The following is a 12,423-nucleotide window of genomic DNA, read 5'->3' on the forward strand; positions in this document are numbered from 1 at the left end:
GACGAAAATTGTTCGCAGACGGGTTTTGCCAATGGCTCATAGTTCGTGAGTGGTAAGGGTAGCGTATGCAATCTAGTCTTCGGAATGGTAAGTCGGCGAGTCGGCGGAACGGCGTTGCGCCACACTCACGCAATGGCAAGCCGAAGCCGCTCAAAAACGGCACACCGCCACCACTGCAACTAGCCAAGGGGATCCCCATGTCGCGCCGCTATTTCGGTACCGACGGTATTCGCGGTCTCGCCAACAAGCATCCGATGACGTCGGAGATTGCCCTCAAGGTGGGCATGGCCGCCGGCAAGATCTTCCAGACCGGATCGAACTACCGCCACCGCGTCGTCATCGGCAAAGATACGCGCCTGTCCGGCTACATGCTCGAGGCGGCGCTGATGTCGGGCTTCACCGCCGTCGGCATGGACGTGTTTCTCCTGGGGCCGATGCCGACGCCCGCCGTCGCCATGCTGACGCGCTCGCTGCGCGCCGATCTCGGCGTCATGATCTCGGCCTCGCACAACCCCTTCGACGACAACGGCATCAAGCTGTTCGATCCCGATGGCTACAAGCTCTCTGACGACACCGAGCGCCGCATCGAAGACTTGATCGATTCCGACACCGCCAGCCTGCTCGCCCCCGCCAGCGCCATCGGCCGCGCCACGCGTGTTGAAAGCGCGCAGGAGCGCTACATCGAGTTCGCCAAGCGCACGCTGCCGAAGAACTTGCGCCTCGACGGGCTGCGCATCGTCATCGATTGCGCCAACGGCGCTGGCTACAAGGTCGCCCCCGAAGCCCTGTGGGAGCTTGGCGCCGAGGTCGTGAAGATCGGCGTCGAGCCCAATGGCCGCAATATCAACGACAAGTGCGGCTCCACCGCGCCGGACGCGCTCATCGCCAAGGTGCGCGAAGTACGCGCCGACATCGGCATCGCCCTCGATGGTGACGCCGACCGCGTCGTCATCGTCAACGAGAAGGGCGATATCGTCGACGGCGATCAGGTCATGGCCGTCATCGCCGAGGAATGGCATCGCTCTGGCAAGCTCACCGCCGGCGGCGTCGTCGCCACCGTCATGAGCAACCTCGGCCTCGAGCGCTATCTCAAGAGCCTCGGTCTCGACATGGTGCGCACGCCGGTTGGCGACCGCTACGTCGTCGAGCACATGCGCAAGCACGGTTATAACGTCGGTGGCGAGCAGTCGGGCCACATCGTGCTGTCCGATTACGTCACCACCGGAGACGGTCTCATCACTGCGCTGCAGCTTCTCGCCGTCGTCGTCTCCACCGGCTCTCCTGTCAGCGAAGTGACCAAGCGTTTCGAGCCTTTGCCGCAGATCCTCAGAAACGTTCGCTATTCGAGCGGCAGCCCGCTCGAGGACACCCGCGTCGTCAAGGCGATCGACGCCGGCAAGGCGAAACTCGGCGAAGCCGGGCGTCTCGTCATTCGCCCGTCGGGTACGGAGCCGGTGATCCGCGTGATGGCGGAAGGCGACGATGAGCGCCTCGTTTCAAACGTCGTTGGCGACATCGTTGAAGCTGTGCGCGCCGCTGCAGCCGCCTGATCTTTTCTTTCTATCTCGAACGTGCAACTTGCGGCCTTGGGACAAGCTCTCGAGGCCGCAATCTTTTGCGCGCCGCTGCACCGGTTAATGCGCAGTTAACGGCGTCAGAAACGAACTGTCCCAAAGCGAACCGGCAATTAAGCGGTCTTTAAACCTTCTTCCCCATAGTCCGTCGTTGAGCACGTATGGAGTTCGCCGCTCGCGCCCGCCCAGTCAGGCGGCCATGACGAATTCGAAGGGGAAGTACATGAATACCAATCGCAGTTCCTACGCGCTAGGCGCCGCGCTCGGGTCGGCTCTCGTGCTCGCCTTAAGCGCTCCTGCCAACGCAGCAGACATTTACGACGCAGGTCTCAAGGGCGGTTACGAGGTTGCCCCTCCGCCGCCGAGCGACCGCGGCATCTACATTAAGGGCTACATCGGCCAGGCCAATCCGGACTCTGGCAACATGTGGAACTCAGGTTACGAGACGAACGACTTCACCGTCCACCACAACGACATCAAGTCGAGCCCTCTGTTCGGTCTTGGCGTCGGCTGGCAGGCGCGCAGCTGGCTGCGCTTCGACCTGACGGGTGAATATCGCGGAGACACCACGTACTTCGGCAGCGATCAGTATCCGGGCGGCACCGGCTTCGACGCCGGCACCAACGAATACACCGCCGACATGAAGTCGTGGCTCGGTCTCGCCAACGCCTACATCGACATGGGCAACTGGTGCGGGTTCACGCCGTATATCGGCGCCGGCATCGGTTTCTCAAACATCTCGGTGGAAGGCCTGAAGGACGTCAACGTCCCGAACGACAGCGTTGCCTTTGGCGCTGACAAGAACACCACGAACTTCGCCTACGCGTTCTACGCCGGTGCGAGCTTCGATATCACGTCGCAGGTTGCGCTCGACCTCTCGTATCGCTGGGTCAACATGGGAAATGCGCAGAGCGGCGACGTTACGACCTACGAGGGCGATGTGGCTTACGCGGGCCACCACATCAAGGACATCACCTCCAACGATGTGATGCTCGGCGTGCGCTACAAGCTGCAGCGTGAGCCGGTTTCCTACATGCCGGTGAAGTAATCGGCAGGCGCTCCCCAAAAGGAGCGCCGCTCACAAGACTTGGTCGGGCTCAACCAATGAGCCCGGCCACAAAACAGCCCGGCGTCGATCGAGGCTGCCTGAAGTCCAAGTTCGATTTCCTAGTTTGCTTACGCGTGAGACCGGCGCCAGGGAGGCGGACCGGTCTTAAAAAGCAGAGTTAGGACGTCGGGTGGGCTTCAAGGCCAGCCAGCCGTCAAGCAAGGATCGACGCAGATGCATCGCGCACTCAGCAGAATTTCGCTCGCCCTGGCGATCGCAGCCAGCATGGCCGCAGCCGCCTTGTCGCCCGCGTTGGCCGACGGCGACCCGTACTATTCCAACGGCATCAATCCATCAGGTGTGCGCACGCCCGTGCCGGCCCCTATTCCGGTCGCCATTGAGGAAGCCGAATGGTACTTCCGCGGTGACTTCGCGGCTGGCTTCGGCGGCTCGCCCTCGGTCAACGTGCTCGGCACCAATCTCGTCGAATCGATCTTCGGCTCATCGCAGTATTCGCAGAGCTTCGAGCCCTCGTTCACCGGCGGCGCCGGCGTCGGCTACGTCTGGAGCCCCAACTGGCGCACGGACTTCACCGTCGACGTTCATTCCATCATGCACACCGAGCAGACCGGCAATGGCGCTGTGACGTTCGATGGCACGGCGTTCCCCAATGGTCGCGCTGAAGACAAGACCAAGATGATGTCGACCATCCTGATGCTCAACGCCTACTACGACTTCCGCACTGGCTCGCCGTGGACCCCCTATCTCGGCGCCGGCCTCGGCTTTGCCGTCAACCAGATCACCCAGAGCTACACCGAAAGCCAGGACTACTACGGCGTCACCGCAAGCCAGCGCAGCACCGACGTTGCATTCGCTGCCGCGGCCATGGTCGGCGTCTCCTATGACTTCTCCTCCTTCTGGGCCATCGACGTGAACTATCGGTTCCTTCACATCGGCGGCTCTCAGGTCACGCTCGACGATATCGATCTGCCGCTGTCCACTGTCGAGATCGGCGACCTCAACGAGCACCAGATTCGCGCCGGCTTCCGCTTCTACGTCAACTGAGCCGGCACACCGAGATCGCGTAGGGGTGGCCTCGTGCCACCCCATTTGTTTTTGTGCTTCTGTTGACGCGCCGTCCCCCACATCTCAGACTTAGCCGAAACCCCTCACCCGGCCGCGATCTCACGATCGCGCCCGACCTCTCCCTCCAGGGAGAGGTTAAGTTCCGACATCGGCAAATCACTTAGCCTCTCCCCAGCGGGGAGAGGCCGAAGCGAATGCAAATGAGCTTCGGGTGAGGGGGCGTTTCGACCTCAACCGGAAAGGCTTTCAATGCCCGCGTCATGGCTGAGATAAGAAAACCCGAGCAGCGGCCACAACGCCCGATGTTCTCCAGCGGCCCGTGCGCCAAGCGCCCCGGCTGGACGCCGGACGTTCTCGGCTCGGCGCTGGTCGGCCGATCGCACCGCTCGACGGCGGGCATTGCGCGCCTCAAGCACGCGATCGACGCGACGCATGAACTGCTTCAGATGCCCGCTGGATATCGCGTTGCCATCGTACCCGGCTCCGACACCGGCGCCTTCGAGATGGCACTTTGGAACATGCTCGGCGCGCGCGGCATCGATGTCCTCGCCTGGGAAGCCTTCGGCAAGCGCTGGGTCACCGACATCGTCGCCGAGCTCAGACCGAACGACGTGCGCGTGCTGAACGCCGACTACGGCCACCTGCCGGATCTCTCGGCGGTCGATTTCGATCGCGACGTGATCTTCCCGTGGAATGGCACAGCGTCGGGCGTGCGCGTTCCGAGCGGCGACTGGATCGCCGCCGACCGCCGCGGCCTAACCTTCGTCGACGCGACCTCCGCGCTCTTCGCCCAGGATATCGACTGGTCCAAGGTCGATGTCGCCACCTTTTCCTGGCAGAAGGTGCTGGGCGGCGAGGCGGCACACGGCATGATCATTCTGTCGCCGCGTGCCATCGAGCGGCTGATGTCACATCGGCCGCCCTGGCCCATCCCCAAGCTGTTTCGCCTCGTTGACGGCGGCAGGCTCGATGAAGCCCTCTTCGCCGGCGAGACGATCAACACGCCTTCCATGCTGTGCGTCGAGGATTACCTCGATGCGCTCCTGTGGGCACACTCTGTCGGTGGGCTCAGTGCCCTGCGCCAGCGTGCCGACGCAAACGCCGCGGTCCTGTTCGACTGGATCGCGCGCACGCCGTGGATCGCCAACCTCGCCGCCGATCCGGCGACACGGTCGAATACGTCCGTGTGCATGCGCTTCACGCAAGTCGCCGAAGGCGCCCTCGCCGAGCGCCGCATCGCCGAGCGCATGACGACGCTCCTGGCCAACGAAGGCGTCGCCTACGACATCGGCGCCTACCGCACCGCCCCGCCGGGGCTGCGGATCTGGTGCGGCGCAACGGTGGAGCGCGCCGACCTTGTGGCGCTCCTGCCTTGGCTCGACTGGGCCTACAGCAAGGCTTTGGGCCAACAGAATTAACGCCGCTCGTGGCCGCCCTGCCGGTGGTCATAATTCAGACGCGAAACGCCCCCACTCGTCTGGGTGGGGCACCCCGGTGATTTGGGGCATTGGATCGAGAATAGGAATGGGGCAAACGATGCGCACCGCTGCCGCGATTATTGGCGCTGTGGTTCTAGGCGTCCTCGCAGGACCGGCGATGGCGGCCGAAATTCCAGTGACCTCGCGCATCGAGTCGGTGACCGTCTTCCCAGCGGGCGCCGAGGCGACCCGCGCCGCGCGGCTTGCCCTTGAGAAGGGCGAGCACACGCTGGTGCTCTCCGATCTGCCGGCCGAGGTCGTCCCAGGCTCAATTCGCGTTGACGGCAAGGCGACAGCCGGCCTCGACATTCAGTCCGTCGACACGCGCCGCCGCTATATTCCGCGCGCCGACCAGGCCGCCCTGCAGGCCGAGCGCAAGAGCATCGAGGACGAGATCGAGAAGCTGCGCGATGAGCGCGGTCTCATCCAGGGCCAGCAGGACGCCGCCCAGACTCAGAAGATGCTGCTGCAGAATCTCGCCCAGCTTCCTGCGCGCCCGCAGCCCGAGCAAGGCCAACCGGCACCAGGCACTGTAGCCGCGCCGCAAACCGACTGGCAGCAGGTCCTCTCGCTCATCGGCACCGGCATGGTCGATGCGCAGCGTTCCGCGCTCGATGCCGAAGTGAAGCAGCGCGATCTCGACCGCCGCATCGAGGAATTGGAAAAGAAGCTCTCTGCGCTGGCGCCCGGACGCGTCGAGCAGACCGAGGTCAAAGTCTACGTTGTCGCCGCAGCGCCCCTCGAAGCCGACCTCACCGTGCGCTATCAGGTACCGAACGCCAGTTGGAGCCCGCGCTATGACGCGCGGCTGGTGACCGGCTCCAAGACCGCACCGTCCGTCCTCGAACTAGCCCGACGCGCCGACATCATCCAGCGCACGGGAGAGAGCTGGGATGGTGTCGCCCTGCTGCTGTCGACCACGCGTCCGACCGCCAATGCCTCGGCACCATCTATCGATACCGTAACGATCGATTTCGCGCCCGAGCCGCAAGCTGCCGCCCTCGCCCTCGCCGCGCCCCCCCCGATGCCGATGATGGAAGCCGAAGACGCAGCTCCTCGGCGCATGAAGAAGCTCGCGATGGGACGAGACGCCGACGTGCGGGCTCCCGCTCCTATAGAAATCGCCGAGCAAGGCGCCGCCGCGGCCATCGCGCCGTTCCAGGCGGTCTTCGCCGTCCCCGGCCGCATGACTGTGCCCGCCACTGGGGAGAGCAAGCGCGTCTTCCTGCAGCAGGATCAGATCGAGCCGACCCTCACCGTCCGTACGGTGCCCAAGCTCGATGCCAAGGCCTACCTCTACGCTAAGCTCGTGCTGCCCAAGGGTTCGCCCGTGCTGCCGGGCGCCGTGTCCCTGTTCCGCGACGGCACCTTCGTCGGTTCAGGCGCGCTGCCCGCACTCGCCGCGGGAGAGGATTACGAATTGGGCTTCGGCGCTGATGATCAGGTCCGCGTGCGCCATGCCATCGCCGATGAGAAGCGCGGCGAGACCGGCCTCATTTCATCGGCCAAGACCGACAGCCGCAATTTCCGCATCACCGTGAAGAACATGCACGAGCGGGCCGTGGACCTCGTGGTGCAGGACCAGATCCCCGTCTCGCGCAACGACGAGATCAAGGTCGAATATGTCGGCCCCACCCCGACCGAGAAGGACATCGACGGGAAGCGTGGGGTTATCGCCTTCAAATCCAAGCTGAACCCCGAAGAAGAGCGCCAGATCGAGTTCGGCTACCGCGTCATCTGGCCCGGCTCCCGCGCCATCGTCTACCAATAGGCGAGATTTCCGCCCTTTCCGCCCCCCACCGGCCAGGTTGGGCCTTCAGGAGGGGGTTGGCAGGAGCGAATCTGCGCTATAAGGCCCTGAATGGCCCCGGAGCCCGTTCCGGGGCCAAGTCGTGAGTGGGACTTGAGATGGCGAACGTCACGGTGGTCGGCGCCCAGTGGGGCGACGAGGGCAAAGGCAAGGTCGTTGATTGGCTATCGGAACGCGCCGATATCGTCGTGCGCTTCCAGGGTGGCCATAATGCCGGCCACACGCTGGTCATCGGCGACAAGACATTCAAGCTGTCGCTGCTGCCATCCGGTGTCGTTCGGCCCGGCAAGCTTGGCGTCATCGGCAATGGCGTGGTCGTCGATCCCTGGGCGCTGTGCGCCGAGATCGAGAAGCTTGGCACGCAGGGTGTTTCCGTCACCCGCGAAAATCTTCGCATCGCCGGCAACGCCACGCTCATCCTGCCGCTACACCGCGAGCTAGACGTCATGCGCGAGGAAGCAGCCGGCGCCGGCAAGATCGGCACCACGGGGCGCGGCATTGGTCCCGCTTACGAGGATAAGGTCGGCCGCCGTGCGATACGCGTGCAGGATCTCCGCAACACCGCGACGCTGGGAGAAAAGGTCGACCGCATCCTGGTGCACCACAACGCGCTGCGCCGCGGCCTTGGTCAGCCGGAGGTCTCGCGCGAGGCCCTGCTCTCCGAGCTGAGCGAGATTGCGCCGAAAATTCTGCCTTTCACCGACGTGACCTGGGACTTGCTCGACACCGAGCGCCGCGCTGGCAAGCGCATCCTGTTCGAGGGCGCGCAAGGTGCGCTGCTCGATATCGATCACGGCACCTATCCATTCGTCACCTCGTCGAACACCGTTGCAGCCCAAGCCGCAACAGGCTCCGGCATGGGTCCGCGCAGCATTGGCTACGTGCTCGGCATCGCCAAGGCCTATACGACGCGCGTGGGCTCCGGGCCGTTCCCCACCGAGCTGACCGACGAGATCGGCAATCGCATCGGCGAGCGCGGTCGCGAGTTCGGCACCGTCACCGGCCGCAAGCGCCGCTGCGGCTGGTTCGACGCTACGCTGGTACGCCAGACGCTGAAAATCGCCGGCATCGACGGCATTGCCCTCACCAAACTCGACGTGCTCGACGGTTTCGATGAAATCAAGGTCGGCGTCGGCTATATGCTGGACGGCGAGCGCGTTGATCGTCTTCCTGCTGGCAGCGGCGCTCAGGCGCGCGTCACCCCGATCTATGAGACGCTCCCCGGCTGGTCGCAGTCGACCTACGGCGCTCGTTCCTGGAGTGAGCTTCCCGCCCAGGCGGTGAAATACGTGCGCTACATCGAGGAGCTGATCGAGCGCCCGGTGACCATGCTCTCGACCAGCCCGGAGCGTGAGGACACCATCCTCATGAAGGACCCGTTCGCCGACTGAGGCACGCCTCAGGTCGGCGGCGGCAGCGCGTCGTAGCAGGGCACATCCTCGGTGGTGATGTCCCAGAGCGGCTGCGAGCGCTTGAAGATCACCATGTCCGGATCGAACCACGCGTTGCTGTCGAACGCGCCCGCTACTACGCCTATGATGCCCGGGCGCCCCGTCGTTTCGCTGAATAGCCGGCTGCCGCAGCTGGGACAGAAATGCCGCGTGACGGTATTACCGCTGTCCGCTGTCATGCTGTGCGTTTTCGTTTCGCCGGAGACCGCAATGTCGTCGCGCTTGAAGCGTGCGATAGACAAGTGTCCGCCGCCCGATACGCGCTGACAGTCCGTGCAGTGGCACTGGACCATGAGGAGTGGTGGAGCCGAGGCGGTGAACGTCACCGCGCCGCAAAGACAGCCCCCGTTCGCAAATGGATTTCCCGTCACGCCCGCCTCCGTTGACGCCCCGCCGCGACACTAGAAGCGGCTGCGCACAAATTCAATTGGAGGGGGAGAGGTGAACTGGGACACTCACCACACTTGCCGTGTAGCGAGTGTCCCGCCCAATGGTGGACCCGCGCCTCGACGAGGGAATGGGGGGAGGGGAGGCGAGGCTCAAGTCCGACCAAATAACGACTGGGTCAGTGTTTGGTTCCCGGTCTGCGTAAATTACCAGGCGCTCCTTCATGGCTCATCGCAAAACACAACTCGAAATCAAGGCACAAGGCGACTGCTGAGAAGCGCGAAAAAGGCATTCACGCCTCTACCAGTGCAGCACGCCGAACAGGTGCAACAGGACAATCACGCTGATCGGAACGCCAAACAGCCAGAGCAAGAGATCGCGGGCCATAACTAGAACTCCTTCGTTTCTGTCGCCGGAAAACACCGATGCGACCACAAGAGTTCCGCTGACGGGTGAGTTCCGCTGACGGAAGAAGCCGCCCGCAAAGAGCGCGTCCTTGGCTTGCTATTGCTTCTCAGGGAAAAGCTGCATCGCTTCAGCCGATAATACGCCGCCGGTGATCTCGATCGCCAGGAACGGCGTGGCGTTGGCAATCTGCTTCGATGTGATGTCGATCTGCCCGATGCGCGTCGCCAGCTCGCTGATCGACGCCGCAAATACCATGCGCTTGAAGCGGCACCAGATGATTGCCCCCATACACATCACGCACGGTTCGCCCGACGTATAGAGCGTCGCGTCCTGAAACTCCTCGGGACTGTGGCTCTCGAGGAAGTGGCGTATCGCCATCATCTCGCCGTGCGCGGTCGGATCGTGCAGCCGCTTTCCGCTGTTGAAGCCCTCGGCAACAACCTTCCCATCACGGACGATCACCGCGCCGAATGGAAAGTCGCCCAGCTTGGCCTGTTCGATGGCGAGCTGCATGAAGTGCTGATCCTCGGCCAGCACCGGTCTTGTCACCGCACGCGCCTCGGCCTTGAGACTAAGCGCCTGCGCCGCCAACAGCACACCGCTTCCACTCAGCAACGTCCGTCTGTCCATAGCACCGCTCCCGCTCGAACTCGATTGGCAGGATACTAAGGTCGGGGGATTGAAGAAGATCGAAAACTAGCCGGGAACGCCGGCGACCAGCCCGCGCATGTCCGCCAGTGCACCATCCGCCAGCTCCGCTGCGAGCAAGCGTCTGGGATCGACCGGCCCAGGCATTGCGATCTGCCCCGCAGGCACCTGACGAAACCCGAAGCGGCCGTAATAGGGCTGATCGCCGACCAGCAGCACCAGCCGCTGGCCATCGGCTCTCGCCGCCTCGATCACCTCGGCAATGAGACGCTTGCCGAAGCCCTGTCCGGCGAAATCGGGATCGACCACGAGCGGCCCGAGCAGCAGCGCGCCCTCCGCGCCACCAATGCTGATCGGCGTCATACGCACCGCCGCGATCAACCGGTCGCCAAGGTATGTCGCCCGGCAATAGTGCGAGATCGCCGGCGTGCCTTCACGCACGCGATAAGCCGTGCGCACGAAGCGCCCGGGACCGAACGTCTTGGCGTGCAGCTCGGAGATGGCGGGAAGGTCGGCCGGTGTCACAGACCGGCTGGTGAACTGAGGTGACATGGGCGTCGAAGCCTTCGAGGCGAGCCGTGCGGCACCAGCCGTTTGGCCCAGTTGCGGCAAAGGAAATCAGGCACGGGCGGAACGCATAAGCGCACCGCCTCGTCGCAATTCACAGCCTCGGAGCCATCTCAGCATCATGGGCGCCGTTTAGCATGGGGCAGGAAAAGGGTCTAGCGGCATTGAGGTCTCAGCGCCCGCGCTCGCGTCGGCGCCCGCCCTCACCACATGCGGCTGCGCGGCTTGTGTAAGAGGATCTCAACCAGCCGCCGCCCGGTGCCCGGATTGATATCGTCGGGCAACTGATCGGGCGCGAAAAGCCGCTGCTCGGCAATTTCGTGGTTGGGTTCGGGGACGCGCGTTTGCTGCCAGTCACGCGCAATGAACAGCGCCACGTGATCGTTCGGAAATACGCTGGCATTCGAGTAGATGGCGAACAGCTCCGGCGCTCCCGTCAGAGCAACGCCGGCCTCTTCCGCAACTTCACGCTCTAACGCTTCCTCGACGGTCTCGCCACGCTCCACGCCCCCGCCCGGAAAGTGCCAGCCCTTGCGATAGGTGTGGCGTATGAGGAGAATGCGCCCTTGCGGATCGATCAGCACGGCCTGAACACCGAATGTCAGTCCACGCGACAGCCGCCAGTAGCGCTGCAGAATTTTAGTAACGACCTTCGTTGGCAGCAACGCACTGCTCCTTTTGCGCGACTTTTCGCGCACTCGCCGCGCCGGGTGGTATTCACGCGGCCCGTGTTAGGCTCCCGCGCGCTATTCTGCCAATCGCAGATTAACACTGGCCGACGACTATGGATCGATGACTGAAACGATAACGCTCGCCCACGTGTCGGATGTGCATCTTTCGCCCGTCGCCGGGCTGACGCTGCGCCACCTCAACGTCAAGCGCAGCCTTGGCTACGTCAATTGGCGGCGCAAGCGCCAGCAGACGCATCATCGCGACGTGCTCGATGTCATCATGGCCGACATGAAGGCGAATGCGCCCGATCACATCGCCGTCACGGGCGACCTCATCAATCTAGGCTTGCCCGCCGAATATGAGACGGCAGCCGCTTGGCTGCACAGCGTCGGCACGCCGCGAGACGTGACGGTCATCCCCGGCAACCACGACATTTACACCACGCTGCGCGACGACCCGGGTGTGATGCGCTGGGCAGACTACATGCACCATGACGCCTGGGGCGCGAGGTACACCTCGGCGCCCGAGCATCAGCTCGCCTTCCCGTTCGTGCGACGCGTCGGACCTGTCGCGCTCGTCGGATTGAACTCCGCCGTCGAGACCCCGCCATTCGTTGCCGCCGGTGAATTGGGTGCACGTCAGCTCGCAGCACTCGATAGCTTGCTGCCCAAGCTTGAAGCCGAAGGCATGATCCGCGTCGTGCTGATCCACCATCCTCCGCTTCCCGGCCAGGCGCCGCCCCGCCGCGCTCTGCGCGATGCAGCAGCGCTGTCGCAAATCCTCGCGCGTCGCGGCGCTGAATTAGTCCTGCATGGCCACAACCACACCGACAGCCATATGGACTTCGCGCGTCTCCCAGAGATCGGCGGCGCTAGCATTCCTGTCATCGGTGTCGCATCGGGATCGGCGGTGCGCACGCACAAGCACGAGCAGCTCGGCCGCTACAACTTGCTTCGCATTGGACGTATCGATGGACGCCCGCACATCGAGTGCACCACGCGCGGTATAGCAGTGGGTGGCAACGCCGTGGTGCAAATCGAACGCAAGCTGTTGACTTGATCTCGACACAGCCGCGTGCATCGCGCCGTTCTCAGTACGACGTCGGCGCGCTTTGTTGTCGCATGGAGAAGTGCAAATTCTGCCGCAAAAGCCGCGCTTTGACTGTCGCTGCATAATGCGTGCGCAATAACAGTTACCCGCTCGGCGTCTTGCCCAAATCTATGGCGCCAATGTCACGCTTGCACGCTGACGTGCATATTGAGCGGTTCTCCCCATTCCTCGTTCATCGTGACAC

Annotated in this window: 11 protein-coding genes; 7 read left to right on the forward strand and 4 right to left on the reverse strand. The window is 63.7% G+C overall.

Translation table 11 applies throughout. The annotated features are described in order from the left end of the window. The first annotated feature begins 197 nt into the window (after positions 1-197). The 6 genes from glmM (at position 198) to ACP15D_RS17595 (ending at position 8,387) form a co-directional block, all read left to right on the forward strand. Complete coding sequence (gene glmM / locus ACP15D_RS17570) at positions 198-1,550, forward strand: phosphoglucosamine mutase (protein ID WP_424958711.1); 1,353 nt, start codon at positions 198-200, stop codon at positions 1,548-1,550. Positions 1,551-1,773: 223 nt separating this feature from the next. Beyond that, positions 1,774-2,622, forward strand: a complete 849-nt coding sequence (locus tag ACP15D_RS17575; protein ID WP_424958712.1) for an outer membrane protein — start codon at positions 1,774-1,776, stop codon at positions 2,620-2,622. A 234-nt stretch (positions 2,623-2,856) separates the two neighbouring features. Then, positions 2,857-3,687, forward strand: a complete 831-nt coding sequence (locus ACP15D_RS17580) for an outer membrane protein (protein ID WP_424958713.1) — start codon at positions 2,857-2,859, stop codon at positions 3,685-3,687. A 281-nt stretch (positions 3,688-3,968) separates the two neighbouring features. Next, positions 3,969-5,126: a phosphoserine transaminase gene (locus ACP15D_RS17585; protein WP_424958714.1), complete on the forward strand. Its 1,158-nt coding sequence runs from the start codon at positions 3,969-3,971 to the stop codon at positions 5,124-5,126. A gap of 118 nt (positions 5,127-5,244) precedes the next feature. After that, positions 5,245-6,957 (forward strand): mucoidy inhibitor MuiA family protein, encoded by a 1,713-nt coding sequence (locus ACP15D_RS17590; RefSeq protein WP_424958715.1) that lies wholly within the window; start codon positions 5,245-5,247, stop codon positions 6,955-6,957. A gap of 137 nt (positions 6,958-7,094) precedes the next feature. After that, positions 7,095-8,387 carry an adenylosuccinate synthase gene (locus tag ACP15D_RS17595; protein ID WP_424958716.1) on the forward strand — a complete coding sequence of 431 codons (1,293 nt, stop codon included), beginning with the start codon at positions 7,095-7,097 and terminating at the stop codon, positions 8,385-8,387. Between the two features lie 8 nt (positions 8,388-8,395). Here ACP15D_RS17595 and ACP15D_RS17600 read toward each other — a convergent pair whose 3' ends face one another. The 4 genes from ACP15D_RS17600 to ACP15D_RS17615 all read right to left on the reverse strand — a co-directional run bounded on the left by ACP15D_RS17600 (position 8,396) and on the right by ACP15D_RS17615 (position 11,122). Further along, positions 8,396-8,740: a GFA family protein gene (locus ACP15D_RS17600; protein ID WP_424959265.1), complete on the reverse strand. Its 345-nt coding sequence runs from the start codon at positions 8,738-8,740 to the stop codon at positions 8,396-8,398. Between the two features lie 598 nt (positions 8,741-9,338). Beyond that, positions 9,339-9,872, reverse strand: coding sequence for a nucleoside deaminase (locus ACP15D_RS17605; RefSeq protein ID WP_424958717.1), 534 nt, complete (start codon positions 9,870-9,872; stop codon positions 9,339-9,341). Between the two features lie 66 nt (positions 9,873-9,938). Next, positions 9,939-10,442, reverse strand: a complete 504-nt coding sequence (locus tag ACP15D_RS17610; RefSeq protein WP_424958718.1) for a GNAT family N-acetyltransferase — start codon at positions 10,440-10,442, stop codon at positions 9,939-9,941. Positions 10,443-10,660: 218 nt separating this feature from the next. Continuing rightward, the gene (locus ACP15D_RS17615) at positions 10,661-11,122 is read right to left on the reverse strand and encodes an NUDIX domain-containing protein (protein WP_424958719.1); all 462 of its coding nucleotides are present in this window, start codon (positions 11,120-11,122) and stop codon (positions 10,661-10,663) included. A 127-nt stretch (positions 11,123-11,249) separates the two neighbouring features. Between ACP15D_RS17615 and ACP15D_RS17620 the strand changes: the two genes are divergently transcribed. Further along, positions 11,250-12,188 (forward strand): metallophosphoesterase family protein, encoded by a 939-nt coding sequence (locus ACP15D_RS17620; RefSeq protein ID WP_424958720.1) that lies wholly within the window; start codon positions 11,250-11,252, stop codon positions 12,186-12,188. The last annotated feature ends 235 nt before the right edge of the window (positions 12,189-12,423 follow it).

The organism is Hyphomicrobium sp. 1Nfss2.1, assembly GCF_965243865.1.
Taxonomy (GTDB): Bacteria; Pseudomonadota; Alphaproteobacteria; order Rhizobiales; family Hyphomicrobiaceae; genus Hyphomicrobium_A.

Bases quoted from the DNA above. Each gene is read 5' to 3' on its own strand.
- glmM (WP_424958711.1), top strand. From the start codon at position 198: ATGTCGCGCCGCTATTTCGGTACCGACGGTATTCGCGGTCTCGCCAAC.
- ACP15D_RS17575 (WP_424958712.1), top strand. From the start codon at position 1,774: ATGACGAATTCGAAGGGGAAGTACATGAATACCAATCGCAGTTCCTAC.
- ACP15D_RS17580 (WP_424958713.1), top strand. From the start codon at position 2,857: ATGCATCGCGCACTCAGCAGAATTTCGCTCGCCCTGGCGATCGCAGCC.
- ACP15D_RS17585 (WP_424958714.1), top strand. From the start codon at position 3,969: ATGGCTGAGATAAGAAAACCCGAGCAGCGGCCACAACGCCCGATGTTC.
- ACP15D_RS17590 (WP_424958715.1), top strand. From the start codon at position 5,245: ATGCGCACCGCTGCCGCGATTATTGGCGCTGTGGTTCTAGGCGTCCTC.
- ACP15D_RS17595 (WP_424958716.1), top strand. From the start codon at position 7,095: ATGGCGAACGTCACGGTGGTCGGCGCCCAGTGGGGCGACGAGGGCAAA.
- ACP15D_RS17600 (WP_424959265.1), bottom strand. From the start codon at position 8,740: ATGGTCCAGTGCCACTGCACGGACTGTCAGCGCGTATCGGGCGGCGGA.
- ACP15D_RS17605 (WP_424958717.1), bottom strand. From the start codon at position 9,872: ATGGACAGACGGACGTTGCTGAGTGGAAGCGGTGTGCTGTTGGCGGCG.
- ACP15D_RS17610 (WP_424958718.1), bottom strand. From the start codon at position 10,442: ATGTCACCTCAGTTCACCAGCCGGTCTGTGACACCGGCCGACCTTCCC.
- ACP15D_RS17620 (WP_424958720.1), top strand. From the start codon at position 11,250: ATGACTGAAACGATAACGCTCGCCCACGTGTCGGATGTGCATCTTTCG.